Origin of the sequence: Pseudonocardia sp. Ae150A_Ps1, from assembly GCF_001932315.1 — a bacterium.
In the GTDB taxonomy this organism is placed as follows: domain Bacteria; phylum Actinomycetota; class Actinomycetes; order Mycobacteriales; family Pseudonocardiaceae; genus Pseudonocardia.
This window is the reverse complement of sequence record NZ_MCIJ01000001.1, coordinates 2,689,363-2,712,263: the sequence shown is the minus strand read 5'-3', so window position 1 is coordinate 2,712,263 and position 22,901 is coordinate 2,689,363. Positions and strand designations below refer to the sequence as shown.

At 73.8% G+C, this 22,901-nt stretch carries 26 protein-coding genes, 1 tRNA gene and 1 pseudogene; 11 read left to right on the top strand and 17 right to left on the bottom strand.

Annotated features, from left to right (window positions below):
* Positions 1–31: 31 nt before the first annotated feature.
* Entirely contained in the window at positions 32–793 is a 762-nt protein-coding gene (locus tag Ae150APs1_RS12550) for an enoyl-CoA hydratase (RefSeq protein ID WP_010243148.1), read from the bottom strand.
* Positions 794–941: 148 nt separating this feature from the next.
* Here Ae150APs1_RS12550 and htpX point away from each other — a divergent pair, with 148 nt between their 5' ends.
* From htpX to Ae150APs1_RS12535, 3 genes are all read left to right on the top strand, one after another.
* Complete coding sequence (gene htpX / locus Ae150APs1_RS12545) at positions 942–1,799, top strand: zinc metalloprotease HtpX (RefSeq protein ID WP_010243150.1); 858 nt, start codon at positions 942–944, stop codon at positions 1,797–1,799.
* Positions 1,800–1,894: 95 nt separating this feature from the next.
* Positions 1,895–2,440, top strand: coding sequence for a hypothetical protein (locus Ae150APs1_RS12540; protein WP_075297660.1), 546 nt, complete (start codon positions 1,895–1,897; stop codon positions 2,438–2,440).
* 25 nt (positions 2,441–2,465) lie between these two features.
* The gene (locus tag Ae150APs1_RS12535; protein ID WP_060576441.1) at positions 2,466–3,953 is read left to right on the top strand and encodes an amidase; all 1,488 of its coding nucleotides are present in this window, start codon (positions 2,466–2,468) and stop codon (positions 3,951–3,953) included.
* Here Ae150APs1_RS12535 and Ae150APs1_RS12530 read toward each other — a convergent pair.
* Positions 3,944–4,435 (bottom strand): YajQ family cyclic di-GMP-binding protein, encoded by a 492-nt coding sequence (locus Ae150APs1_RS12530; protein WP_075297658.1) that lies wholly within the window; start codon positions 4,433–4,435, stop codon positions 3,944–3,946. The two genes, Ae150APs1_RS12535 and Ae150APs1_RS12530, sit on opposite strands and share 10 nt — an antisense overlap.
* A gap of 98 nt (positions 4,436–4,533) precedes the next feature.
* Here Ae150APs1_RS12530 and Ae150APs1_RS12525 point away from each other — a divergent pair.
* Positions 4,534–4,618, top strand: a tRNA-Tyr gene (locus tag Ae150APs1_RS12525).
* An 83-nt stretch (positions 4,619–4,701) separates the two neighbouring features.
* Here Ae150APs1_RS12525 and Ae150APs1_RS12520 read toward each other — a convergent pair.
* The 4 genes from Ae150APs1_RS12520 to Ae150APs1_RS34630 form a co-directional block, all read right to left on the bottom strand.
* Complete coding sequence (locus Ae150APs1_RS12520; RefSeq protein ID WP_075297656.1) at positions 4,702–5,706, bottom strand: helix-turn-helix domain-containing protein; 1,005 nt, start codon at positions 5,704–5,706, stop codon at positions 4,702–4,704.
* 116 nt (positions 5,707–5,822) lie between these two features.
* Positions 5,823–6,326 (bottom strand): SRPBCC family protein, encoded by a 504-nt coding sequence (locus tag Ae150APs1_RS12515; protein WP_075297654.1) that lies wholly within the window; start codon positions 6,324–6,326, stop codon positions 5,823–5,825.
* Positions 6,323–6,664 carry a metalloregulator ArsR/SmtB family transcription factor gene (locus tag Ae150APs1_RS12510; RefSeq protein ID WP_033200686.1) on the bottom strand — a complete coding sequence of 114 codons (342 nt, stop codon included), beginning with the start codon at positions 6,662–6,664 and terminating at the stop codon, positions 6,323–6,325. Before Ae150APs1_RS12510 ends, Ae150APs1_RS12515 begins: the two co-directional genes overlap by 4 nt.
* Positions 6,665–6,685: 21 nt before the next feature.
* Positions 6,686–7,042, bottom strand: a complete 357-nt coding sequence (locus Ae150APs1_RS34630; RefSeq protein WP_349289881.1) for a hypothetical protein — start codon at positions 7,040–7,042, stop codon at positions 6,686–6,688.
* A gap of 381 nt (positions 7,043–7,423) precedes the next feature.
* Between Ae150APs1_RS34630 and Ae150APs1_RS32010 the strand changes: the two genes are divergently transcribed.
* Positions 7,424–7,675, top strand: a complete 252-nt coding sequence (locus Ae150APs1_RS32010; RefSeq protein ID WP_010243165.1) for a hypothetical protein — start codon at positions 7,424–7,426, stop codon at positions 7,673–7,675.
* Between the two features lie 5 nt (positions 7,676–7,680).
* Here Ae150APs1_RS32010 and eutC read toward each other — a convergent pair whose 3' ends face one another.
* Genes eutC through eat form a run of 3 tightly spaced genes read right to left on the bottom strand, consistent with a single transcriptional unit; the run spans position 7,681 to position 11,216 of the window.
* A complete protein-coding gene (gene eutC / locus Ae150APs1_RS12495) occupies positions 7,681–8,415 on the bottom strand; it encodes an ethanolamine ammonia-lyase subunit EutC (RefSeq protein WP_075297650.1) in 735 nt (244 codons plus the stop codon).
* Complete coding sequence (locus tag Ae150APs1_RS12490) at positions 8,412–9,788, bottom strand: ethanolamine ammonia-lyase subunit EutB (RefSeq protein WP_075297648.1); 1,377 nt, start codon at positions 9,786–9,788, stop codon at positions 8,412–8,414. Before Ae150APs1_RS12490 ends, eutC begins: the two co-directional genes overlap by 4 nt.
* 33 nt (positions 9,789–9,821) lie before the next feature.
* A complete protein-coding gene (gene eat / locus Ae150APs1_RS12485) occupies positions 9,822–11,216 on the bottom strand; it encodes an ethanolamine permease (RefSeq protein ID WP_075297646.1) in 1,395 nt (464 codons plus the stop codon).
* Between the two features lie 428 nt (positions 11,217–11,644).
* Between eat and Ae150APs1_RS12480 the strand changes: the two genes are divergently transcribed.
* Positions 11,645–11,998 carry a hypothetical protein gene (locus Ae150APs1_RS12480; protein ID WP_075297644.1) on the top strand — a complete coding sequence of 118 codons (354 nt, stop codon included), beginning with the start codon at positions 11,645–11,647 and terminating at the stop codon, positions 11,996–11,998.
* A 161-nt stretch (positions 11,999–12,159) separates the two neighbouring features.
* Here the strand turns inward: Ae150APs1_RS12480 and Ae150APs1_RS12475 are convergent, their stop codons facing one another.
* Entirely contained in the window at positions 12,160–13,794 is a 1,635-nt protein-coding gene (locus Ae150APs1_RS12475; protein ID WP_010243175.1) for a CocE/NonD family hydrolase, read from the bottom strand.
* A 153-nt stretch (positions 13,795–13,947) separates the two neighbouring features.
* Between Ae150APs1_RS12475 and Ae150APs1_RS12470 the strand changes: the two genes are divergently transcribed.
* Positions 13,948–14,166 carry a hypothetical protein gene (locus Ae150APs1_RS12470; protein WP_010243177.1) on the top strand — a complete coding sequence of 73 codons (219 nt, stop codon included), beginning with the start codon at positions 13,948–13,950 and terminating at the stop codon, positions 14,164–14,166.
* Between the two features lie 16 nt (positions 14,167–14,182).
* Here the strand turns inward: Ae150APs1_RS12470 and Ae150APs1_RS12465 are convergent, their stop codons facing one another.
* Together Ae150APs1_RS12465 and Ae150APs1_RS12460 are read right to left on the bottom strand one after the other, a co-directional pair.
* Positions 14,183–14,440: a hypothetical protein gene (locus tag Ae150APs1_RS12465; protein WP_010243179.1), complete on the bottom strand. Its 258-nt coding sequence runs from the start codon at positions 14,438–14,440 to the stop codon at positions 14,183–14,185.
* 100 nt (positions 14,441–14,540) lie between these two features.
* Positions 14,541–15,515 (bottom strand): patatin-like phospholipase family protein, encoded by a 975-nt coding sequence (locus Ae150APs1_RS12460; protein ID WP_075297642.1) that lies wholly within the window; start codon positions 15,513–15,515, stop codon positions 14,541–14,543.
* 164 nt (positions 15,516–15,679) lie between these two features.
* Between Ae150APs1_RS12460 and Ae150APs1_RS12455 the strand changes: the two genes are divergently transcribed.
* The 3 genes from Ae150APs1_RS12455 (at position 15,680) to Ae150APs1_RS12445 (ending at position 18,230) form a co-directional block, all read left to right on the top strand.
* Positions 15,680–16,483 (top strand): class I SAM-dependent methyltransferase, encoded by an 804-nt coding sequence (locus tag Ae150APs1_RS12455; RefSeq protein WP_083680091.1) that lies wholly within the window; start codon positions 15,680–15,682, stop codon positions 16,481–16,483.
* A gap of 89 nt (positions 16,484–16,572) precedes the next feature.
* On the top strand, positions 16,573–17,814 hold the full coding sequence (locus Ae150APs1_RS12450; RefSeq protein WP_075297638.1) for a serine hydrolase domain-containing protein: 1,242 nt from the start codon (positions 16,573–16,575) through the stop codon (positions 17,812–17,814).
* A complete protein-coding gene (locus tag Ae150APs1_RS12445; protein WP_227012767.1) occupies positions 17,811–18,230 on the top strand; it encodes a phage holin family protein in 420 nt (139 codons plus the stop codon). The genes Ae150APs1_RS12450 and Ae150APs1_RS12445 overlap by 4 nt, the downstream gene beginning before the upstream one ends.
* Before the next feature lie 108 nt (positions 18,231–18,338).
* On the opposite strand, the pseudogene tenA reads toward Ae150APs1_RS12445, so the two are convergent.
* Positions 18,339–18,923 (bottom strand): annotated as a pseudogene (tenA, locus tag Ae150APs1_RS12440) (thiaminase II); the annotation flags it as partial.
* A gap of 209 nt (positions 18,924–19,132) precedes the next feature.
* On the opposite strand from tenA, the gene Ae150APs1_RS12435 reads away from it, so the two are divergent.
* Entirely contained in the window at positions 19,133–19,366 is a 234-nt protein-coding gene (locus Ae150APs1_RS12435) for a hypothetical protein (RefSeq protein WP_139316882.1), read from the top strand.
* 6 nt (positions 19,367–19,372) lie between these two features.
* On the opposite strand, the gene Ae150APs1_RS12430 is transcribed toward Ae150APs1_RS12435, so the two are convergent.
* From Ae150APs1_RS12430 to Ae150APs1_RS12420, 4 genes are all read right to left on the bottom strand, one after another.
* Positions 19,373–19,687, bottom strand: coding sequence for a hypothetical protein (locus tag Ae150APs1_RS12430; protein WP_139316881.1), 315 nt, complete (start codon positions 19,685–19,687; stop codon positions 19,373–19,375).
* A gap of 210 nt (positions 19,688–19,897) precedes the next feature.
* The gene (locus Ae150APs1_RS12425) at positions 19,898–21,580 is read right to left on the bottom strand and encodes a class I adenylate-forming enzyme family protein (protein WP_075297634.1); all 1,683 of its coding nucleotides are present in this window, start codon (positions 21,578–21,580) and stop codon (positions 19,898–19,900) included.
* A complete protein-coding gene (locus Ae150APs1_RS33555) occupies positions 21,577–21,999 on the bottom strand; it encodes a cytochrome P450 (RefSeq protein WP_249266315.1) in 423 nt (140 codons plus the stop codon). The genes Ae150APs1_RS12425 and Ae150APs1_RS33555 overlap by 4 nt, the downstream gene beginning before the upstream one ends.
* Positions 21,996–22,859, bottom strand: a complete 864-nt coding sequence (locus Ae150APs1_RS12420; RefSeq protein ID WP_249266314.1) for a hypothetical protein — start codon at positions 22,857–22,859, stop codon at positions 21,996–21,998. Before Ae150APs1_RS12420 ends, Ae150APs1_RS33555 begins: the two co-directional genes overlap by 4 nt.
* Positions 22,860–22,901 lie beyond the last annotated feature (42 nt).

Sequence of the window (22,901 nt, the reverse complement as noted above, 5' to 3'; positions counted from 1 at the left end):
GGGGTTCGTGCCGTCGCCGGAGTGAGTCCGGTCACTTCTTGCTGATCTTCTTCTGCAGTGCGGCGACGCGCTCGGCGAACGCCTCGGTGTGCACCGTCTCGGCCTGCGCCCGGACCTCGATGTCGGTGGCGTCGGCGTGCGCGTCGAGCCGGGACGTCACCCGCATGGTGGCCTTCGTCGTCGTGATGAGGTCCCGCGGCGCCGCCGCCGCGCGCCCCGCCAGCTCCATCGCACCGGCGCGCAGGTCCTCGTCGGTGTCGTAGGCGCGCCACGCGAGGCCCACCCGTTCGGCGTCCCGTGCGTCGAGGACGTCGCCGAACAGTGTCATCGCCGCGTTCCCCTGCGCGCCCAGTGCGCGGTGCGCCATCCATGTGTACCCGCCGCCGGGGTGCAGGCCCAGCTGCATGAAGCGGACGTCGAACCTCGCGGTGGGCCCGGCGAGCCGGACGTCGCAGGCCAGCGCCAGGTTGATCCCGGCCCCGACGGCGGCACCGTTCACCGCGGCGAGGGTCGGCAGCGGCGACGCCGCGATGGCGAGGAAGCCCGAGTAGACGCGCCGCAGCGTCTCCGGGTCGGCCTCCTGCAGCTCCGCGAGGTCGCCCCCGGCACAGAACGCCGGCGGCTCGCCGGTGACGACGATCGCGCCGACGTCCCGGTTCGCGTTCGCCGCGTCGACGGCCTCGACGAGCCTCCCGGAGAGCTCCAGGTTGAGCGCGTTCCGTCGCGCCGGGTTCGACACGGTGAGCACCGCGACGCCGTCGGTGATCTCGGTCCGGACCTCGATGTCGCTCATGCCACGGATCATCCACGCCGGAACGGCGGGCTGCACCCGTCGGGTTCCGGGGAGCGGGACGCCGTGGGTCACACCTCGGAACGTTGCGCCCGGTTCGCCCGTTCACCCGGTGAACCCCCACAGGACCGCACGGAGAGGTGAGGGCGGCGTGCACAGCCACATGAACGGTCTGAAGACGGCCGTGCTCCTCGGCGCGATGAGCGCCCTGATCATCGCGATCGGCGGGGTGATCGGCAGTCGCGGCGGCCTGGTCGTCGCCGTCGTGATCGCGTTCGCGATGAACGGCTGGGCCTACTTCAACTCGGCGAAGCTGGCGCTGCGCTCGATGCACGCCCAGCCGGTTACCGAGGCCGAGTACCCCCAGCTGTTCCGCGTGGTCCGCGAGCTCAGCCAGCGTGCGCGCCAGCCGATGCCCGCGCTCTACATCAGCCCGACCGATGCCCCGAACGCGTTCGCCACCGGCCGCAACCCGCGCAACGCCGCGGTGTGCGTGACCACGGGCCTGATGCAGCTGCTCGACGAGCGGGAGCTGCGCGCGGTGCTGGGGCACGAGCTCAGCCACGTCTACAACCGCGACATCCTGATCTCGTCGGTGGCCGGTGCGATGGCCTCCGCGGTGTCCTTCATCGCGAACATGGCCATGTTCAGCTCGCTGTTCGGCGGTGGCGACGAGGACCGGCCGAACCCGATCGCGATCATCCTCGTCGCGATGCTCGGGCCGATCGCCGCCGGCGTCGTGCAGATGGCGGTCAGCCGGTCCCGGGAGTACCAGGCCGACGCCTCCGGTGCCGAGCTGACCGGCGACCCGCTGGCGCTGGCGTCGGCGCTGCACAAGCTCAAGTACGGGACGGCCGCGGCGCCGCTGCCGCCGGACCCGCGGCTCACCTCGCAGTCGCACCTGATGATCGCCAACCCGTTCCGGCCCGGCGAGAAGGCCGCGCGCTGGTTCTCCACGCACCCGCCGATCGAGGACCGGATCGCGCGCCTGCAGGCGATGGTCCGCTGATGCCGGACCCGGCGGAGGTCGCGAATTCGTAACGGTCCGGGGGTTCGCGGGCGATGTAGTGGGAGAGCAGAGCTCCCCCTGCAGAAGAGGACCCGATGAGCGAGACCCCGTCCCGCAAGCCCCGGCACGCGCTGTCGGACACCGGACCGGCCGTGCCGACCCAGGGCGGCCCCCGGGACGACGAGCCGGCAGGTGTCCGGGCGGACGTCCCCGAGCAGCAGGCGTGGTCCCCGGCGGAGGACCGCGCGGAGCGCGTCGAGGTACCGGCCCGGCCGGACGTGCAGGCGACGGGCGACGCCCCGGCCGTGCCGCAGCCCGCGCCCGCCGGTGACGAGCTGTTCACCCCGCACGCGGGCGATCCGGCCGACGAGGCCCCGACCCAGGCGCTGCCGGTGATCCCGCGTCCACGCGACGACCGGGCCTCCTGGCGCGGTCCCCACGCGGTCGCGCAGCTGCCGGAGCCGTTCCGGCCCGCCCCCGTGCGCGGCACGACGGCGACCGTGCTGCCGTCGTCGGTGCGGCCGGTGCTGCCTGCCGTCCTGGGCGCGGCGACGGCGATCGTGCTGGCCCTCGGCGTCGTCGCCGGGGTGAACGGTGCGCCGGATCCCGCTCCGGCACCCGCACCGGTGTCCGGCCCCTGATCCGTGCTTCGATCCCCGTGTGGGGATCACGTGGGAGGACTACCGCAGCCACGACGCCGTCGGCCTGGCCGGGCTCGTCGCCTCGGGTGAGGTGAGCGCGCCGGAACTGCTGGAGGCGGCGCTCGACCGGGCCGACGCCGTCGAGCCGTCGATCAACGCGATCCGGCACCGGCTGACCGGCAGCGCCCGTGCCCGCGCGCGGGGCGCGCTGACCGGGCCGTTCGCCGGGGTGCCGTTCCTGGTGAAGGACCTCGGCCAGCACATCGCGGGCGTCCCGACGGGCAGCGGAACCCGGCCGCTGGCGTCGTACCCGCGCCCGGAGACCTCCACGGTGGTGCGGCGCTGGCTCGACGCGGGGCTCGTCGTCCTCGGCCGTACCGCGACGCCCGAGTTCGGTGCCCGCGCGGTGACGGAACCGGTCGCCGGCGGCCCGACCCGCAACCCGTGGGACCCGGCCCGCACCCCCGGTGGCAGCTCCGGCGGGTCCGCCGCGGCCGTCGCCGCCGGGATCGTCCCGGCCGCCGGTGCGAGCGACGGCGGAGGGTCGATCCGCATCCCCGCCGCTGCTTGCGGGCTGTTCGGGCTGAAGCCGGGCCGCGGCGTCGTCCCCTCCGGTCCGGAGGCCGACGAGGGGTTCCACGGCGCCGCCGTGCAGGGCGTGCTGTCGCGGACGGTCCGCGACTCCGCGGCGCTGCTCGACGTCGTCGCCGGTCCCGCCCCGGAGAGCCCGTACCTCGTGCGGCCGCCGGAGCGGCCCTACGCCGACGCGGTCCGCGACGATCCTCGCCGCCTGCGGATCGGGATGAGCACGGCGTCCCCGCTCGGCGGAGCCGTGCACCCCGAGGCCGTCGCCGCCGCGGCCGACGCCGCCGAGCTGCTCACCGGGCTCGGGCACGTCGTCGAGGAGTCCGCTCCCGCGGTCGACGGCCGGGCGCTCGCCACCGACTTCCTCACGACGTGGTTCGGGATGATCGCCACGCAGGTCGACGCCGCCCGCCGGCTGACCGGCTGCGGCGACGACGCGTTCGAGACCGCGACCCGGGTGATGGCCGCCATCGGGCGGGCCACCCCGGCACCGGCCTACCTGGGGGCGCAGGCCCGCTGGCAGACCCACACCCGCGCGCTGGCGGAGTTCCACCGGCGCTACGACCTGCTGCTCACCCCGACCCTGGCCCGGCCGCCGTGGCCGATCGGGGAGCTCGACCTGGCCGCGCCGGTCGAGCTGACCGCGCGGGGGCTGCTGTCGGCACGGGCCGGTGGGCTGCTCGGGCGGATGAACCTGGTCGAGAGCCTGGTCGACGCCAACTTCGCCCCGGTCCCCTACACCCAGCTGGCGAACCTGACGGGGCGTCCGGCGTCGTCGGTGCCGCTGTACCGGACGCCCGGCGGGCTGCCGCTCGGCGTCCAGTTCGTCGGACGGCCGGGGTCGGAGCCCGAGCTGCTGGCGCTGGCCGCACAGCTGGAGCGGGCCCGCCCGTGGGCACACCGGGAGCCGCCGCTCGGTCAGCGGTAGTTCGTGAACTGCAGTGCGATGCCGAAGTCCTTTTCCTTCAGCAGTGCGATGACGGCCTGGAGGTCGTCCTTCTTCTTGCCCGAGACGCGCAGCTGGTCGCCCTGGATCTGGGCCTGGACGCCCTTGAGCTTCTCGTCCCGGATCGCCTTGCTGATCTGCTTGGCCTTGTCCTGCGCGATGCCCTGGAGGATCGTGCCGTTCGCCCGGTAGGTCTTGCCGGAGATCGCCGGCTCGTCGGCCTCGAACACCTTCAGCGAGATGCCCCGCTTGATCAGCTTCTCCTTGAAGACCTCGAGCCCGGCGCGCAGCCGCTCCTCGGTGTCGGACTCGAAGGTGACGGCCTCCTCCCCGGCCCAGGCGACCGTGGTGTTCGTCCCGCGGAAGTCGAACCGCTGCGAGAGCTCCTTCGCAGCCTGGTTGAGGGCGTTGTCGACCTCCTGCCGGTCCACCTTGCTGACGACGTCGAATGACGGGTCCGCCATGTCTCGGTCCTCCTCTCGGGGTCGGGCCCCCCTCGTCGGGGGCTCACGTGTCGTGTCGTATCCTCGTGCACGCACCGAGAGAGAACGACGTGCACCCTGGCTGGTTGCCCGAGCGGCCAAAGGGAGCGGACTGTAAATCCGTCGGCGTAGCCTTCCCAGGTTCGAATCCTGGACCAGCCACCAGGGTTGAGAGAGGCCCCCGACCAGCGGAGACGCTGGAACCGGGGGCCTTTCTCGTTGTCGGAGCGCTCCTCCCGGCCGGTCGCTCAGCGGCGCAGCGTCTCCTCGGGGGGCTCGCCGAATGCACGGGTGTAGGCGACCCGGAACCGTCCGAGGTCGCCGAACCCCCACCGGCGCGCGAGGGCGGCGATGTCCGGGGCGGTCTCCGGCGCGGCCTGTTCGAGGGCTCTCCGCGCCCCGCGCAGCCGGGCGTCCCAGAGCAGCTCGGAGGGATGCTTCCCGCGGCTCCGGCGCAGGCCCTCCCCGACGTCACGGGTGGACCGTCCCGTCAGGCCGACGATGTCGGTGGGCCCGAGCGGCCGGTCGGCGTGTGCGTCGATGTACTCGGTGACCTCCCGGAGCGTCGCCTCCGGGAGGTCGCCGTGGACCGGTGGGGTCTCGGGGTCGACCGCGCGTGCGAGCGCCGAGTTCGGGATCGTCGAGAGCAGTCCGGTGGCCAGCGTGCGGAACGCCTGGTTCGCCAGGATCGGCTCGGCGACCACCCAGGGGTTGAGCAGCACGTCGTCGCGGACGTGCGCGACCGTGCCCGTCCAGAACCGCGCCATCCGCGGGTCCGCGGGCGTGATCCGGTCGAACCGCAGCTGGTCGGGCTCGATCCCGACCATCGCGGCCGCGTGCCGGGCCGCCCGGGCGCGGTCGAGGACGACGACGGCCGCGCCGAGCTGCTCGGACGTCGCGACCGCCGGTCCGGTCGGTGGGCTGAGAGCCACCTCGCCCCGGGTCACGCAGGTGTCCTGGTAGCAGGTCTCGGCGTAGGTGAGCCGGCCGGTGAAGGGGCTGGACATCACGAGGACGTCGTCGAGCATCTGGTCGATCGCGTAGGTCAGGTCGATGCCGATCTGCAGCGTGCTCACGACCAGCCCGGGGCCCGTGACCGCGAGCTGGTCGACGGTGAAGTCCTCCGGTCGTCCGGTGAACCGGAGCCGCAGGTCGGCGTAGGAGTCGCGGAAGAACTGCTCGGCACGTGCGGGATCGGTGGTGGAGAAGCCGGACCGGGTGATCTCGCCGTCGGACCCGTCGCTCGCGGACATCCTCATCCTCGTGCGGTTCGTGCCGAGGGCCGGCGCCTCCCGCGGACGGCCGTGTCCGGGCGCCTCCCACGGGTCCTGGTTCCGGCAGCCGGTTCGGGTGGGACCCGCGGACCGGATTATCCCCGTCCCGGTGGCGACGGCAAGGGGTGCGGACCCAGGACCTCCCGGTAATGGGCGGTGAGCGCCTCGTCGGGCCCGGTGCGGTCCGGGAGCTCCTCGCCGTCGAGGTCCGCGGCGAGTGCGTGGAGGCAGCGGTCCCAGCCGGCCGCGGTGTTCGCGGTCCAGCCCGGGTCTGCGACGGGGTTCTCCAGCCGCAGCACGCAGCCGTCACCGTCGGGGGTGACCGTCCATCGCAGGTGCTCACCGCCCCACGTGAACGCCAGCACCCGGGGCGGGTCCAGCTCGGTGATCTCGGCGGTGTCGACGTCGTCGGCGCCGAACCGGAACGTGATCAGGCCGCCGACGCGGAGATCGGCCTCCACCTCGCAGGGGAACCAGCGGCTCATCCGCTCGGGCTCGGTGAGCGCCGCCCACACCCGTTCGACGGAGTGCGGGTAGCGGCGGGTGAAGTGGAGGACCGGCCCTTCCGGGCCGTGTTCCAGCCTGACGTCGGTGCTCATGCGGTGTCTCCTCCTGCGGGGTCCGTCTCGTCGAGGTACTCGCCGAGCGCCTCGAACCGTTCCGTCCAGTACGCGCGGTGCGGTGCGAGCCAGTCCTCGACCGCCGCCAGCCCGCCGGGCCGCAGGCTGTAGCGACGTTGCTGGGACTCGGCGACGACGTCGACCACGTGCAGGTCGCGCAGCACCCGCAGGTGTTTCGAGACCGTGGGCTGCCCGAGCCCGAGCGCCGTCGTGAGCTCACCGACGACGCACCCGCCCCGGCGGCGGAGCTCGTCGAGGATGGCTCGCCGGGTCGGGTCGGCCAGCACGTCGAAGACGTCGCGCACGAGTCCTAGCATGCCGTTACCGGTATATACGCGTCAAGGAATATCAGGTACAGCGTTCCGCAGGGTCGCGACGCCCGGGCCGTCCAGCTCGCCGAGCACGGCGGCACGCCCGGCCAGCGCCGTCACCAGTGCCACCGTGGTCCCGCGGACCAGGGGCCCCGAGCCGTGGGCGAACGGTCCGTCCGTGGCCTCCAGCCGCAGCCCGGCGGCGGCCCGGCGGCTGTTCACGGTGAAGTCGCGGCGCACGAAGAACCCGGCGACGGCGGTGGCCGCCCCGACCGACGGGGCGCGGTCGATGCCGAGCGGGAGCCGGACGTCCTGGCCGTGCACGACGACCTCGCCCAGCCACGCCGCGGTGTGCCCGGACGCCGCCGTCGTGGCGGTGACCACCGCGCGGAAGCGTTCGAGCGTCCCGGCGGGGGGTGACGCCCCGGTGCTCCGCGAGCCGGCGGTCGTTGTGGACGCCGTCGTCGAACCGGGCGGCGAGCATGCTCCGCACCCAGCGGAACGTTCCGGTGTTCGCCGCCGCCGTGAGGTGGGCGACGACCTCCTCGACCGTCCAGCGCCCGCACAGCGACGGCGTCGCCCACTGCTCGTCGGTCAGGTCGCCGAGGTCCTCGGCGAGGGCGGCGCGCTCCGCGTGGATCGCGGCCCACAGGTCGTCACGGGTCGTCAGCGGCACGGTCGTCTCCCGGTGGTCGGTGGCCTCGGAAGGGGAGACCGCGGAACACTGCGGAACTCATCCCGGTCCGTCGACACCGAGGAGCACCGATGCCGCGCTGGACGTCGTTCGTCGCGCCCGACACCGAGCCGCCCGTCCGGACGCTGCACGAGGACGGCAACCCGCGACACCGGCTCCGGGTCGAGCACGACGACCGGATCCTGCTGGTGCACCTGTCCGGTGAGGACGGACCCGGGTGGACGTGCCTGGCCGTCGACCGCGACACGCGGGCGTGGGCGGTCGGGCAGGGCACCCGGCAGATCGACGCGGCCGAGGCCGCCGTCGGGCAGCTGCGCGGCTGACCGGCTCACCCCGCCGGCAGCGCGGGATCCGCTTTCAGCGCCACCCCGGACAGCTTGAGCCGCCACGCCTCACCCATCAGCAGGGCGAGCGTCGTCGCGGCCTCGGCGTACCCGGTGCCGTGCGGGGGCCGGATGTTGGACAGGCAGTTCCGCTCGGAGTCGCGACGGCCGCGGCGGGCGTCGTAGGTGAAGTAGACGCCGAGCGAGTCGACCGAGCTCATCCCGGGCCGCTCGCCGATCAGGACCACCACGCTCCGGGCGCCGACCGCGGTGGCGATCTCGTCGCCGAGCGCCACCCGGGCCTGGGTGGCGACGACGACCGGGGCCACCCGCGCGTCACCGAGCCGGTCGAGGACCTCGGCGAGCATCCCCACCGCGTGGTCGGTCACCGCGAGCGGAGAGAGCCCGTCGGCGACGACGAGTACGACGTCGTGCTCACCCCGCGGCAGCTCCACACCGGGCGCCAGCCGGCGGCCGAGGTCGGGGCGGGTCAGGTACTCGGCGCGGTCGCGCGGGGCGCCGGCCGCACGCAGCGTCGGCACGTCGAGCCCGGCGATCCGGTCGGCGAGCGCGTCGGCGTCGAGCGGGGTGTGGACGGCGTCGCGGGCGGCGGCGTGCGCAGCCCGCAGCTCCAGCAGCCGGGCGGTGGGCAGGGCGTCGCCGGCGCGGCCCAGCGCGACCCGGGCCCGGGTCGAGGCGCGCAGGACGTCGAGCGGGTCGGACCCGCCGTGCCCGGTCACCGGACCCCCGCCGTCAGTGCACGCATCGCCGACGCCGGGAGCTCACGGACCCGTCCGTCGTCGTCGAGCATGTCCATCGTCGCCAGCCAGGACGCGAACTCGGGCGCGGGCTGCAGTCCCAGCACCTGGCGGGCGTAGAGCGCGTCGTGGAACGACAGCGACTGGTAGTGCAGCATCACGTCGTCGCCGCCGGGCACGCAGATGACGAACGAGCAGCCCGCGGCGCCGAGCAGGGTGAGCAGGGCGTCGGTGTCGTCGGCGTCGGCCTCGGCGTGGTTGGTGTAGCAGACGTCGACCCCCATCGGGACGCCCAGCAGCTTCCCGCACACGTGGTCCTCCAGCCCGGCCCGGGTGATCTGCTTGCCGTCGCGCAGGTACTCCGGCCCGATGAACCCGACGACGGTGTTGACCAGCAGCGGATCGAAGGCCCGCGCCACGCCGTAGGCCCGGGTCTCGAGGGTCTGCTGGTCGACGCCGTGGTGCGCGTCGGCGGACAGCGCGCTGCCCTGACCGGTCTCGAAGTACATGCAGTTCGTGCCGACCGTGCCCCGGCCCAGTGCGAGCGCGGCCTCGTGCGCCTCGCGCAGCAGGTCCAGGCCGACGCCGAACCCCTCGTTCGCGGCCTGGGTCCCGGCGATCGACTGGAAGACGAGGTCGACGGGGGCGCCGCGCTCCATGATCTCGATCGACGTCGTGAGATGGGCGAGCACGCAGGACTGGGTGGGGATCTCGTACCGGGTGCGCACCTCGTCGATCAGGTGCAGGAGCTCGGTCGTGCGCTGCGGCGAGTCGGTGGCCGGGTTGATCCCGATGACGGCGTCGCCGCAGCCGAGCAGGAGGCCGTCCACGATGGACGCCGTCACCCCGCCCGGGTCGTCGGGCGGGTGGTTGGGCTGGAGCCGGGTCGCCATCGTGCCCGGCAGCCCGACCGTGGACCGGAACGCCGTGACGACCGGGGTGCGTCGGCCGACCGCGACGAGGTCCTGCAATCGCATCAGCTTGGCCGCCGCCGCGACCATCTCCGGGGTGAGCCCGGCGGCGAGGGACGTCGTGTCGGTCGAGGGCCGGAGCAGGTGCTCCCGGAACCCGCCGACGGTCATCGACGCGACCGGGGCGAACGCCTCCCGGTCGTGGGTGTCGACGATCAGCCGGGTGACGTCGTCGTCCTCGTACGGGACGACCTGCTCGGAGAGGAACGTCGCCAGGGGGAGGTCGGCCAGGACGCCCTGGGCGGCGACCCGTTCCTGCTCCGACGACGCGCCGATCCCGGCGAGCACGTCACCGGAGCGTTCCGGGGTGGCGGCGGCCAGCAGCGCCGCGAGGTCCGCGAACTCGTAGGTGTGACCACCGAGGGTCGCTCGCCGCCGTGTCATCCCGCCCCCCGCTCGGCCGTCACATCGGCTCCGTCACGTCAGCTCCGCCTCGGCCTCCGCCAGCGCCGCGAACTCCTCGTCCGGCGCGGCGGCCACCAGGTGACGCCGTGAGTAGAGGGCGAAGTACAGCATGAACAGGGCGAAAGCACCCAGGGTCGCGCCCGCGGCGACCGGATCGACCAGGAACGTCGCGACCACCGCCAGCAGCGCGACGACCAGCGCGAACCCGGTCGTGACCGTCCCGCCCGGCGTCCGGTACGGCCGCGGCATCTCCGGCGCCCGCCTGCGCAGCACGATGTGGCTGACCATCATCAGCACGTACGACAGCGCGGCACCGAACACCGCCATGTTCAGCAGCATGTCGCCCTGCCCGGTCAGCGACAGCAGGAACCCGACCAGGCCGGGGACGAGCAGTGCGAGCGTCGGCGCCTTCCGGCCGTTGGTGATCGACAGGACGCGCGGCAGGTACCCGGCGCGGGCCAGGGCGAACGTCTGCCGCGAGTAGGCGTAGATGATCGAGAAGAAGCTGGCGACGAGGCCGGCCAGACCGATGTAGTTGACGACGACGGCGGCCGGTGAGCTGCCGAGCGCCTCGACCAGCGGGTTGCCGGACTCCGAGAGTGCGTCGGCACCGAGCGCCCCGGTGGCCAGCACCAGCACCGACGCACCCGTCAGCAGCAGGACGAGCATCGCGGCGAGGATGCCGCGCGGGACGTTGCGCTCCGGGTCCCGCGCCTCCTCGGCCGCCAGCGGGACGCCCTCCAGTGCGAGGAAGAACCAGATCGCGAAGGGCACGGCGGCCCAGACGCCGAGCCACCCGAACGGCAGGAACGGTGACGCGCCCGCCGCAGCGGTCGGCGCGATGTCGACCAGGTTGGCCGGGTCGAACAGCGGGATCGCGGCGACGGCGAACACCACCAGCCCGACCAGCGCGATCGCCGTGATCACGAACATCGCCTTCAGGGCCTCGCCCGCACCGGTGAGGTGGACGCCGATGAAGACGACGTAGGCGGCCAGGTCGACCCACCAGCCGTCGGTGATCCCGAACAGGCCCAGCGACTCGACGTAGGCGCCGATGAAGGTCGCGATCGCGGCCGGGGCGATCGCGTACTCGATGAGGATCGCCGTCCCGGTGGCGAACCCGCCCCACGGCCCGAGCGCGCGGCGGGCGAACGTGTAGCCCCCGCCGGCGGCCGGGAGCGCCGAGGACAGCTCGGCCATGCCCAGGACCATCGCGAAGTACATCGCGGCGATGACGATCCCGGCGACGAGCAGGCCCCCGAAACCGCCCTCGGCCAGGCCGAAGTTCCATCCGGAGTAGTCGCCGGAGATGACGTAGCTGACGCCGAGGCCGGCGAGCAGCACCCAGCCGGCGGCGCCCGTGCGGAGCGTGCGTCGGGCCAGGTAGTCCTCGGTCGGGTCGCTCATGGGGCACGCCTCGGCTCGTCGGGTGAGCGGATCGTAGGAGTGACCCCCGGCCGGGTGGGATGCGTCGTTGTGAGGGTTCTGTTTCGTGATGCAGCGGGCGGAAGACGACGCGAGAGGGTGACGCGAGCTCACGCGGTCGTGCGGAGCGACATCACGGAGCGTGGTTCACGAAAAGGATGCGCGTCCGTTCGGGTCCACCGTGGTGACGGTCCGTCGTGCGACGCGTCCGTCGGGGCCGGTTCGACGAAGATCGGGATGCCGGAAGAGAGCAGTATCCTCGCCGAAAGTAATTCCACTGGTCCGATGGTGGTAAGGAATTCGTTGGATCGAGGTACGACCGGATAGCGTTCTGTGCATCGGCGGGGCTCCCGAACCCACGCCGAACACGCCGGTCCGACACGGACCCGTACACAAACGGAGAATGAACTGTGCTGAAGAAGGCTGGAATCGTCACCGCTGGTGTCACCGCCGGGCTGCTCGCCGTCTCGCCACTGGCGTTCGCCGGTGACGGTGGCCACGGGCACGGGCACGGCGGGGACGTCAACGCCAAGCAGGTCAACAACATCGACCAGAACGACTCGAACCGTCAGTCCGGTCTGATCAACGTCGGCGACGTCAACGCCCTGAACAACGCCAACGTGCTCTCCTGCTCGCTGAACAGCGTCGACATCGCCGCCAGCGTGCTGGGTGTGCTGGGTGGGCAGGCCGTGAACGGCGAGGACGCCCCGGCCGTGTCCGAGTGCTCCCCGGGCTCGACCTCGCAGACCAACATCGACGGCTGATCCAGGCCGACGATCTGTCGCGCCCGCCCGGACCCGGGGCCGTCTCCCCGGGCCGGACGGAACGCGTGCACCGGACATCCCCCGCTCTCGAACCGGAGCGGGGGATTCCTGCATTCCCGGGACCGGTTCCGTGACGATTCCGGGAATGCGCCCGAATGCGCTCAGGGGTGGTACGGCAGAACCACGTGCGACGGGTGGTCGGGGCCGTGCAGCACCTCGTACCGGATGGGACGGCCGTCGACCGCGGCCGACATCCGTTCACCCGTTCCGTGGTTGCGGGCGAACCGCGGGAACGCGGCCCCCGCGATCTGCACCCGCAGCCGGTGCCCGGCGCGGACCCGGTACCCGGTCGGGCTCAATGCCATCCGGACGACGGTCGTGCCGTCCGGCGCGCTCGCCTCCCGCCCGGGGACGAGGCGGTGCATCGCGTCGGTGACGTTCGACGACGTCCCGTCCGGCGCGACGTCGCACACCCGGACGAAGACGTCGCCGGCGCCCGAGTCGGTGCGGACGTAGACGACCGCCGACACGTCGCCGAGCAGGTCGAGATCGGTCTCCAGCGGCGCCCCGGTGTAGACCAGCACGTCGTCGCGGGCCTCGATGTCGCGGTTGTCGTGCTGCTTCGACGGCGGCTGCAGCATCGGCCCGCCCACGGTCGGCGTCGGGTCGGCCGGGTCGTAGACGAACGTGCCCGCCCCGGCCGGGCCGGTCGAGTCGCTGCGCAGCCGGGACCCGGGGGCCAGGTACCACTCGGTCGGCTGCGCGTCCGGCGGCGGCCAGCACGGCAGGTCGGTCCACCGGTCGGCGTGCTCGACCCACGCGCGGACCGGGGCGCGGCCGTCGTGCTCGCCGCCGTGCAGGTGCACGCCGAGCCAGTGCACCATCTCCTGCGCGATCGTCGGCAGCGAGCTCCGGTCGCCGTGGGTCCAGGGCCCGATCGTGATGCGGGCGGTCGCGCCGCCCCGCTGGAGCGCGGTGAAGTCGACCAGCTGCCGGTCGAGGAACAGATCCCACCAGCCGGTGACCATGCAGACCGGGGGCATCGCGGCGGCGTCGAACCCGTCGTGCTCGGCGGGTGCCCAGAACTCGCGTGGCGACTCGGCGTGCTCGACGAAGTCGCGCCAGAACACCACCGGCGCGCCGGTCAGTGCGACGTCGGCGGCCTGCAGCGGCAGCGACGCCACGGCGCGGCGCTTGCGACGGCTGAACACCGGCGTCGCCAGGAAGCCGGTGACCGCGCCGATCCGCTCCTGCCTGCCGATCTGGTTGACCCAGCTCGCCAGGTTCAGCAGGCCCGGTGCGCCGCCCGGGTAGAACGTGCTGGTGAACTCCGACGCGGTGATGTCGGCGTTCATCGAGGCCAGGCCCGGACGGGCGTACGGGGCGATCGCCCACTGGGTGTGCCCGACGTAGCTCGGCCCGACCATCGACACACGGCCGTCGCACCAGTCCTGCTCGCGCACCCAGTCCAGGGTGTCGAGCCCGTCCGGGCTCTCGTGCAGGAAGGGCCGGAACTGCCCGCCGGACCCGAAGGTCCCGCGGGTGGACTGCACCAGCACCTGGAAGCCGCGCCGGGCCAGCAGCGAGCCGATGATCGACCCGAGACCGTCGCGCCCGTAGGGCGTGCGCATGAGGACCGTCGGCCGCGGCTCGACCGGCCCGGGACGACGGTAGAGGTCGGCGAGCAGCACCACACCGTCGGACAACGGGACCCGCAGGTCCCGCTCACGCACGTACGGCGTGGTGCCGGTGAACCCCAGCCGCCGATCGACCAGGCGTTCCGCGAGCGCGGCCATCGTCACCTCCCCCTCGCACCCGCTCGATGCGGGGCTGGACCGATCGTAGGAGAACCCGGTTGCTCCATCCGGGCCGCCGCCGGAAGCCGGCCCGTCGAGCGGTCGAGGGCGGTCGGCCGGAACTGTCGGGGGGCCCGCGTACCGTGCGCCCCCGTGCGGGTCGAGCGGATGACGTGTTGCGGTCGGGAGTGGGTCGGACCGGACCGGGCGCACTGCTGTGGCCGCTTCGGCGGCTGCGGCGCGGTGTTCGACGACGCGGAGCTCTGGGACACCCACCGGCGGCGCGGGGCGTGCGTCGCCGACCCGGGCGAGCTGGGCCTCGTCGCCACCCGCAACGGGATCTGGCTCCGCGCGCTCGACGCGGGGGTCTGAGCCCACCACCCGGGGATCAGGACGCGGCCCGGGTGATCCCGCGGAACACGGCGTCGGTCGTGCCGGGGTTGCGCACGACCACGAGATCCAGGCCGGTGAACCACAGGACCGATCCCGCGCCGAAGGTGCGGCTGCCGCCGGCCGAGCAGCAGAGCTCGATCTCCCCGGCGTCGACGACGACCAGGGCCCCGCGCCACTCGTCCTCGTCGTGCGGGCGGCTCCCGCCGGGGAGCAGCGTGATCGTGCGCGTGTGGAAGGTCGGTGCGCCCGGCATCGGCTCACCCCCTCACGGACCCGGCTCGGCAGTGGGGACCGGCCGGCACCCGGAAAATCATCGGGCCGGCCGGACCCGCCCCATGATCGCCCGGCGCGGGTCAGGCCGCAGCGGGGAGCCCGAGCGCGCCGTCGACGGTCTCGTGGCCGATCCGGGAGGCCGCGGCGACGCGGCCCGGATCGGTGGTCAGGCCCCGCACCCCGGCCGACGTGTGCGGGGCGAGCGTGAGCAGGTGCGCTCCGGCCCGGTCCGGGTGCGCCGCGTCGGTCAGCAGCGACAGACACTCGCCGTGCCGGCTCGCGTCCTGTGCCATCCGGCCCAGACCGGGGGCGAGCCGGTCCAGCGACCGTGCCCAGAGCGGGGCGCGGGCGTCGGCCGGCGTCGCGACGAGCTCGTCGACGGTGCGCGTCATCAGCGCCAGCACGTGGGTGGCGCCGCCGCGCAGCGCCCGGGCCACCGGCAGCGGGTCGCTCACCGACCCGTCGATCCAGTCGTCGTCGCCGATCCGGACGGGCGGCCCGGCGAGCAGCGGGATCGCCGCCGTCGCACGCATCGCGGACTTCCAGGCGTGGCCGTCGGGCAGGCCGGTCAGCACGTGCGCCGAGAGGTCCGAGGCCCGGGTGACCAGCACGTGCAACGGCACCGGGCTGGTCACCAGCGACGACCAGTCGGTCGGCTTGGACTCCACGAGGATGTGGTCGAGCAGGTGGTCGAGCGACACCATCGGACGGCGGGTCCCGAAGCGGCGCGGGTCGATGAACTCCCGGCTCGCCATGTCGTCGCAGAAGATCCGCGACGCGTCCGCACCGTGCCCGAGCACCAGCGCCGTCCCGACGAACGCACCCGCCGAGCTGCCCCACACCTCGTCGAAGCAGCCGGCGAGGCCCGCGGCCTCCAGGGCGTGCACCATCCCGCCGGCGTAGGCGCCACGCATCCCGCCACCGCCGACGACGAGGGCCAGCCGGTGGTCGTCGGCGTGCGCGCCGGCGCCGCGGCCCGCGGTCCGGCGCCGCTCGAGCAGCGCGAGGACCTCGGCGTCGCCGTGGGCCCCCGGGGAGAGCGAGTGGCTGCGCATCGGCCCATCATCGCGACGGGCCGGACGGAGCCCGCCGCCGCGGTACCCGGCCACGACGAGCGGACCGCTCGCGTACCACCGGCCGCCGGACCGGCGCCGCCCACCGCCCCGTCCCGGATGCCGGTACGGGCCCTAGTAGGTTCGCCCGACCAGGGGGTAACACCGTGACGCAACGACGCCAGCTGCGGTTGGGGGCGATCGAGTCGACGTCGCTTCCGGCCGCGTCGGCCCGCGCGAGTGACGCGCGCCGCCGCCGTCCGGTGGTGGGTGACCCGGCCGCCGCGGGGCTCGCCGACGATCTCGATCTCGGAACGGCACCGGGCCGCACCGACGCGCTCTGCATGATGCTGCGCAGCGCGGTGCTCGACCACTGGGTGCGGGAGTTCGTCGCCGAGCACCCGTCGGGGACGGTCGTGGAGCTCGGGCCGGGCCTCGACGGGCGGTCCGGACGGCTCGGCACGGAGGGCCCGGCGCACTGGATCGACGTCGAGCTCCCGGAGATCGCGGACCTGCGGCGCGAGCTCCTGCCGGGCCCGGCGCACCTGGTGTCCGGGTCGGCGCTCGACGAGGACTGGATGGAGCTCGCCCGCGAGCTGCCCGGGCCCCACCTCGTGGTGTCCGACCAGGTGCTGGCGCTTCTGCCGGAGCAGGGCGTGCAGCGGATCGTGTTCACGGCCGCCCGGATGCTGCCCGGCGCGACCCTGGTGACCGACGTGCTGTCCCGGGCGGCCGCCGACCGGCTGGTCGCCGGCCCGCTGCAGGGCCTCGACGTCGACTGGACCTGTGAGGACCCCCGCGAGCTGGAGCCGTGGGGCCTGCGCCTGCTGGAGGCCTGCGGCGCCGGGGTGCCGCCCGCCGCCGTCGCGGCGCGCCTGCCGCGCACGACCCGTGCGATGGCGGCCGGACTGCGGACGGTCCCCGCGCTGCGCGGCCACTGCCTGGCCCGCTACGAGCTGCTGGCGGCCTGACCGGCGCGACGAGCGTCCACCCGTCCGGTGACGGCTCGCACGGCGAGGATCGTCGGAGTGGCGGAGCGCGCGTCGGTAGGGTCGGTCCGGTGACGGTTCCGAAGATCGAGGTGGACCCGGCCGAGGTCGGGTTCGATGCGGAGCGGCTGGCCCGGATCGACACCCATTTCCGCCGCTACGTCGACGACGGCAGGCTCCCCGGCTGGACGATCGCGGTCGCGCGGCACGACCGCGTGGCGCACGTCTCGCACCACGGGTACCGCGACGTCGACGCGCGGACCCCGGTCACCGACGACACGATCTGGCGCATCTACTCGATGACCAAGCCGATCACGTCGATCGCGACGCTCATGCTCTGGGAACGCGGCGCGCTGGAGCTGACCGACCCGGTGTCGCGCTACATCCCGGCGTTCGCCGACCAGCGGGTCTACCGCGGCGGGTCGGCCCTGAACCCGGGGACCGACGCGGCCGTCGAGCCCGTCCGGATCCGCCACCTGCTCACCCACACCGCCGGTCTCACCTACGGCTTCCACCACGCGCACCCGGTGGACGAGATGTACCGCTCGAAGGGCTTCGAGTTCGGCGCCCCCGCCGGGATGGACCTCGCGACGGCCACCGAGCACTTCGCGTCGTTCCCGCTGCTGTTCCAGCCCGGCACCGAGTGGAACTACTCGGTGGCCACCGACGTGCTCGGGCGGGTCGTCGAGGTCGCGTCGGGCCGGCGGCTCGACGAGTTCTTCCGCGACGAGATCACCGGCCCGCTGGGGATGACCGAGACGACGTTCTCGGTCGCGCCGGACTCGCCGGAGGCCGAGCGGCTCGCGACGCTCTACAACGCCAAGCCCGGTGGCGGGCTCGTCGTCAACAAGGTGCTGGCACGCACGGCGACCCGGCAGCCGGACTACCTCTCCGGCGGCGGCGGGCTGCTCTCCACCGCGGGCGACTACCTGCGGTTCGCCCGCATGCTGGCCCGCGGCGGCGAGCTCGACGGCGTCCGGATCGTGGGACCGCGCACGCTCGCCGCGGCGACCCGCAACCACCTGCCCGGCGGTGAGGACCTCGACACGGTCGGCCGCCCGATCTTCTCCGAGTCCGCGTTCGCCGGTGTCGGCTTCGGACTCGGCTTCTCCGTGGTGATCGACCCGGCGGCGGCCAAGCAGCTCGCCAACCCGGGCACCTTCGCCTGGGGCGGGCTCGCCTCCACCGCATTCTGGGTGGACCCGGTCGACGACGTCGTCGCCCTCTTCTTCACCCAGCTGGTGCCGTCGAGCACCTACCCGATCCGTTCCCAGCTCCAGACCCTCGTGCAGCAGGCGGTGATCGACCGATGAGTGACCGACCGGCGATGCAGGCCGGACCAGGACTCGCGTTCGTCGTACGGACGCTGGTGGTCGCGGCGTCGCTGTGGGTGGCGACCGTCCTCGTCAGCGGCATCGACCTCAGTGCCGGGTCGACAGGGGCCCGGGCCGGGACGCTGCTCGCCGTCGCGCTGGTGTTCGGCGTGGTGAACGCGATCGTGAAGCCCGTCGTGGCGACGCTCGGCTGCCCGCTCTACATCCTGACGCTCGGGCTGTTCGCCCTGGTGGTGAACGCGCTGATGTTCATGCTGACCGGCTGGCTGGCCGGTCTGGTGGACCTGCCGTTCGTCGTCGACGGGTTCTGGTCCGCGTTCTGGGGCGCGATCATTGTCGGGATCGTGTCGTTCTTCCTGCACCTCGTGATCCCGGACCGCTACGACGCCCGCTGACCCGGCGGCCCCGGCGGGGGTCGTCAGACCGGCCAGGTCTCCTGGCCGGTGCGCGGCGTCCCAGAACATCCACTCGTAGCGCGACGTCGTCGTGAAGTGCTCGCGCATCAGGGCGAGCTCCGCGACGGACGCGGCCGCACCGGCCCGGTCGGTGGCGTCCAGGGCGGCGTCGACCACCGCGCGGTACTCCTCACCGGCGTACATGTCGATCCAGCGCTGGTAGAGGGGGTCCTGCGAGCCGGTCCCGACCAGGTGCTCGCCGACCTTCGCGTAGATCCAGTAACAGGGGAGCACCGCGGCGACGCCCTCCGCCCACGACCCGCCGTACACGGCGGCGAGCAGGTAGCTGACGTAGGCCCGGGTGGCCGGGGCGACCGGCGCGGTGCGGGCCTGCTCGGAGGTGAGGCCCAGCGCGCCGAGCAGGTCGTCGTGCAGCTCGCGCTCGGCGGTGATCGCGCCGCCGGCGTGCTCGGCGAACATCAGGGTGTCGTCGTCGGTGGGGGCCTTCGCCGCGCACACCGCGAGCGCCTTCGCGTAGCCGCGCAGGTAGTGCGCGTCCTGGACGATGTAGTGCCGGAACGTGTCGTGGGGCAACGATCCGTCGGTCAGCCCGGTGACGAACGGGTGCCGGAGGATCTTCCCGTGGATGGTCTCGACGTCCGACCAGAGCAGGTCACGCGTGCGGTCCGCCATCCGTCCACCGTAGTCACGGGGCCCGGCGGGACCCGTGATCATCCGGGCAACACCTGCTCAACGCGCCGTCAACCGTGCGGTGACGTGCAGATTGAGACGCAGCGCACTTCTGCGTGCGAATCGCGGATCGTCCGTCACCATGAGGACCGGCGGGCACCTCAGCGCGGAGAGCGCGCCGAAGTCGAGTCCCCCAAAGCGGAGGTGAGGGCATGAGCGCACCGGCGCCCATGGAGCACCACGAGAAGATGCGGATGCGGGCAGCCGCGTTCCGTGCCACCCGGGTGTACCCCGGTCCGGTCGGCGAACTGATCTCCCGGGAGCTCCTCGCCTGGGAGGACTTCGGCTACCGGCTCGGCGGGAACCGTCTCGTCGGTGAGCTGATGGAGCACGTCCTCAAGTCGCAGCCCGCAGGGCAGCAGGAGTCCCGCACGGACGCCGCCTGAGTCCGCTCAGCGCGGGGTGCTGACGGCGGCCTCGCCCGTACCGTCGGCCGGCGGCTCGCCGTCGGCGAGCCCGGCGACGGCGGCCGCGAGGACGACCATCGCGGCCAGCGTGGTGAGGCTGCCGGCCCGGGCGAGGACGGTGAACGTCCGTGCCGCCGTGGTGACCGGTCGCGCCGTGCCCCGGTGCCGGCCGGGTGCGCCGGCTCGGTGGCCGGCCTCCGGGGCCGGTCGCGGGGCCGGGACCTGCGGGATCTGCGGGACCGGTCCGGCGGATCCGACGGGACGGCGCGGGCTCGGGATGCGGACGACGGGCGCGGACATGACGATCACCACGATCTCGGGGGAGTCGATACGGGTTCTTCGGGACCCGGTGCGCGCCGCCGGTTCCTGCTTCTGCCCGTCTTGTCGTGTCGGACGTTCACCTTGTTATCCGGTGACGTCATCCGCCAATCGTCGGAGTGACTACTCCACCCGTGTGGCTGAGGGGAACGCCCGTACGCCGATCGGAACGTGACTACGAGTCACGCCTTGTCACTCCGATGCGGCACCCTGCTCCGGGATCCCGGCCAGCTGGTCGCGCAACTCCCGCTTGAGCACCTTGCCCGCCGCGGAGACCGGGATCGCCTCCACCACGTGCACCTCGGGCAGGCGTTGGTAGGGCAGCAGCCGGGCGTTCAGCTCCTCGACGGCGGCACGGGCGTCGGCCTCGGTGGGCCCGGTGAGGAACGCGACCGGACGCTCGCCCGCCACGCCGGCCGGCCGGCCGACGACCGCGGCGCCCGTCACGCCGGGCACGGCGAGCAACCGCTCCTCCAGGTCGCGGGGGTACACGTTGTAGCCCTTGTGGAGCAGCATGTCCTTGAGCCGGTCGACGATCCGGAGGAAGCCGTCGTCGTCGAGGACGCCGACGTCGCCGGTGTGCAGCCAGCCGTCGCCGTCGAAGGCGGCTGCCGTGTCCGCGGGCCGGCCCAGGTAGCCGCCGGTGACCTGCGGACCGCGGATCCACACCTCGCCCTCCGCGCCGGGCCCGAGCTCCTCGCCGCCGTGGCCGGAGATCCGGATCTCCGTCCCCGCGACCGGCAGCCCGACGGTGCCCGGCCGGCGCGGCGCCGAGCGCCCGGCCGGCCCGAGGGTGGCGGCCATCGTGACCTCGGTGAGGCCGTACCCCTCACTGATCGCGAGGTCGTCGCCGAGCCACTCCCGCAGCCCGGAGATGATCCCGGTGGGCAGCGGCGCCGCCCCGGAGGTCAGCGACCGGACCGAGGACAGGTCCCCGGCGGCGGCGCGGTGGGCGAGCAGCGCGGCGTACACCGGCGGCGCCCCGGACATCGACGTGACCGCGAACCGGGTCGCGTCGGCGAGGTACGCCTTCGGGTCGAAGCGGCCGTGCACGATCGTCAGGCTCCCGGCGAGCAGGGGCACGTTCAGCCCGCCGATCGTGCCCATCGCGTGGAACCACGGCGCGATGCCGATCGCGCGGCCGGAACCGAGGGGCGTCGGGAACTCCTCGGGCGGGCCGGGATCGACCAGCACGACGCCGGGGCCGTGCGCGGTGTCGCGGACACCCGGGCTCGCGCCGGTTCCCCAGCAGGCGGACTGCAACGCGTTGGTCAGCACGTTCCGGTGGGTCACCCGGACGCCCTTGGACCGGCCGGTCGTCCCGCCGGCGTAGGCGAGGTGCGCGAGATCGGTGGCCGGGTCGAGATCGAGGTCGGTGCCGGGCGGGGCCGTGGGCCGGCCCTCGAGGAACGCGTCCAGGTCGGTCACGTCGGCGGGCACCTCACCCGGTCCCGTCGCGAGGACCCGCTTCAGCGCGGTCCCGGGCCGCGCGGCGAGCAGCGCGGGCAGCGCCGCGCCCCACGACAGGGCGGCCACCGCGCCGGAGTCGGCGAGCTGGGCCCCGAGATCGGCGGGGGCCAGCAGCGGGTTCGCCGGGGTCACGGTCGCCCCGGCGAGCAGCGTGCCCCAGTAGGCGACCGCGTACTGCGGGCAGTTCGGCAGGTGCAGGGCGACGACGTCGCCGCGGCCGATGCCGTCGGCGTGCAGCGCGTGCGCGAACGACGACGCCCGGGCCAGCAGCCCGGCGAACGACAGCTCGTGCCCGGCGTGGTGGAGCACCGGGGCGTCGCCGAACGCGGCGGCGGCACCGCGCAGCTGCGCGCCGGCCGGCAGGGCCGGCACGTCGAGGGCGGGAGCGGGGGAGCGGACGATCATGCGAGCACGGCCTTTCCGGCGTCGGCGGTCAGTGGCAACCGGGTGATCCCGTTGATGAACATCGAGCGCAGCCGGCGCGGCTCCTCGGTGACGGCCACCCGCGGAGCCCGGCGCAGCAGCTCGGTGAACAGCACGGTCAGCTGGCGTCGGGCCAGGTGCGCGCCGAGGCAGAAGTGCGGGCCCGGACCACCGAACCCGAGGTGCGGGTTCGGGGCGCGACGCACGTCGAAGGCCTCGGGATCGGCACCGTCCCGGCCGAACACCGCGGGGTCGCGGTTCGCCGACCAGTAGAACAACGCCGTCTTCGCCCCGGCGGGCAGCTCGGTGCCGCCGAGCACCGCAGGCTCGGAGAGCGTCCGGCGCATGTAGATCACCGGCGAGGCCCAGCGCACGATCTCCTCGACGGCGGTCGCCGTCACCCCTCCGGATCGGCGAGCCAGGCGGCCCGCTGGTCCGGGTGGTCGGTCAGCAGCTGCAGACCCCAGCTGGTGGCGTTGCGGGTGGTCTCGTTGCCGGCGACGACGAGCAGGACGAAGAAGCTCGCCAGCTCGTCCGGGGTGAGGCGCTCGCCGTCGATCTCGGCGTTGACCAGCGCGGAGGTGACGTCGCCGGTCGGATCGGCCCGCCGGGCGTCGCCGAGCTCGCGCATCAGGGCGGCGAGCTCGTCGCCCGCGGTGAGCAGGGCGGTGGTGACGTCGGTGCCCTCGGGCACGAACTCCGGGTCGCCGGCGCCGAGGATCACGTTGGAGCGGTCGTAGACGAACCGGTGGTGGCTGGCCGGGATGCCCATCATGTCGCAGATCGTCCGCAGCGGGAGCCACGCGGAGACGGTCTCGACGCCCTCGCACTCCCCGGCGGCCAGGAGGTCGTCGACGATCTCGCGGGCTCCCTGCTCGATGCTGCCCTGCAGGTCGGCGAGTCGTCGAGGGGTGAAACCGCGGGAGACGATCCGGCGGAGCCGCGCGTGCCGCGGGTCGTCGGCGTTGATCATCGAGCCGAAGAACTCGAGGAACGCCGGCGGCATGTCGGCGACCGACGTCGCGCCCGGTCCGGACCGGAAGACGCCCGGTGCGCGGCTCGCCTCGACGATCTCGTCGTAGCGGGTGAGGGCGTAGTAGCCGGGGCCCGGATCGGGGACGGGCGAGAGCGGCTGCTCGAACCAGGGGATGCCGGGCGCCTCGCGCAGGGCCGCGAACCCGGCGGCGCGCTCGCGGATCGGGGCGGTCCAGGCGCCGTCGATGTCCGAGAGGTCGAACGGGTGGGTGGTCGCGTCCGGCATCGTCGCCGTCCCTCCTGCCGCGCAGGCGCGGCAGTCCGAGGC

Excerpts from the sequence above, each read along its gene's own strand:
- Ae150APs1_RS12550 (WP_010243148.1), bottom strand. The coding sequence starts at position 793 with ATGAGCGACATCGAGGTCCGGACCGAGATCACCGACGGCGTCGCGGTG.
- Ae150APs1_RS12540 (WP_075297660.1), top strand. The coding sequence starts at position 1,895 with ATGAGCGAGACCCCGTCCCGCAAGCCCCGGCACGCGCTGTCGGACACC.
- Ae150APs1_RS12530 (WP_075297658.1), bottom strand. The coding sequence starts at position 4,435 with ATGGCGGACCCGTCATTCGACGTCGTCAGCAAGGTGGACCGGCAGGAG.
- Ae150APs1_RS12520 (WP_075297656.1), bottom strand. The coding sequence starts at position 5,706 with ATGTCCGCGAGCGACGGGTCCGACGGCGAGATCACCCGGTCCGGCTTC.
- Ae150APs1_RS12515 (WP_075297654.1), bottom strand. The coding sequence starts at position 6,326 with ATGAGCACCGACGTCAGGCTGGAACACGGCCCGGAAGGGCCGGTCCTC.
- Ae150APs1_RS12510 (WP_033200686.1), bottom strand. The coding sequence starts at position 6,664 with ATGCTAGGACTCGTGCGCGACGTCTTCGACGTGCTGGCCGACCCGACC.
- Ae150APs1_RS32010 (WP_010243165.1), top strand. The coding sequence starts at position 7,424 with ATGCCGCGCTGGACGTCGTTCGTCGCGCCCGACACCGAGCCGCCCGTC.
- Ae150APs1_RS12490 (WP_075297648.1), bottom strand. The coding sequence starts at position 9,788 with ATGACACGGCGGCGAGCGACCCTCGGTGGTCACACCTACGAGTTCGCG.
- eat (WP_075297646.1), bottom strand. The coding sequence starts at position 11,216 with ATGAGCGACCCGACCGAGGACTACCTGGCCCGACGCACGCTCCGCACG.
- Ae150APs1_RS12475 (WP_010243175.1), bottom strand. The coding sequence starts at position 13,794 with ATGGCCGCGCTCGCGGAACGCCTGGTCGATCGGCGGCTGGGGTTCACC.
- Ae150APs1_RS12465 (WP_010243179.1), bottom strand. The coding sequence starts at position 14,440 with ATGCCGGGCGCACCGACCTTCCACACGCGCACGATCACGCTGCTCCCC.
- Ae150APs1_RS12460 (WP_075297642.1), bottom strand. The coding sequence starts at position 15,515 with ATGCGCAGCCACTCGCTCTCCCCGGGGGCCCACGGCGACGCCGAGGTC.
- Ae150APs1_RS12445 (WP_227012767.1), top strand. The coding sequence starts at position 17,811 with ATGAGTGACCGACCGGCGATGCAGGCCGGACCAGGACTCGCGTTCGTC.
- Ae150APs1_RS12435 (WP_139316882.1), top strand. The coding sequence starts at position 19,133 with ATGAGCGCACCGGCGCCCATGGAGCACCACGAGAAGATGCGGATGCGG.
- Ae150APs1_RS12430 (WP_139316881.1), bottom strand. The coding sequence starts at position 19,687 with ATGTCCGCGCCCGTCGTCCGCATCCCGAGCCCGCGCCGTCCCGTCGGA.
- Ae150APs1_RS12425 (WP_075297634.1), bottom strand. The coding sequence starts at position 21,580 with ATGATCGTCCGCTCCCCCGCTCCCGCCCTCGACGTGCCGGCCCTGCCG.
- Ae150APs1_RS12420 (WP_249266314.1), bottom strand. The coding sequence starts at position 22,859 with ATGCCGGACGCGACCACCCACCCGTTCGACCTCTCGGACATCGACGGC.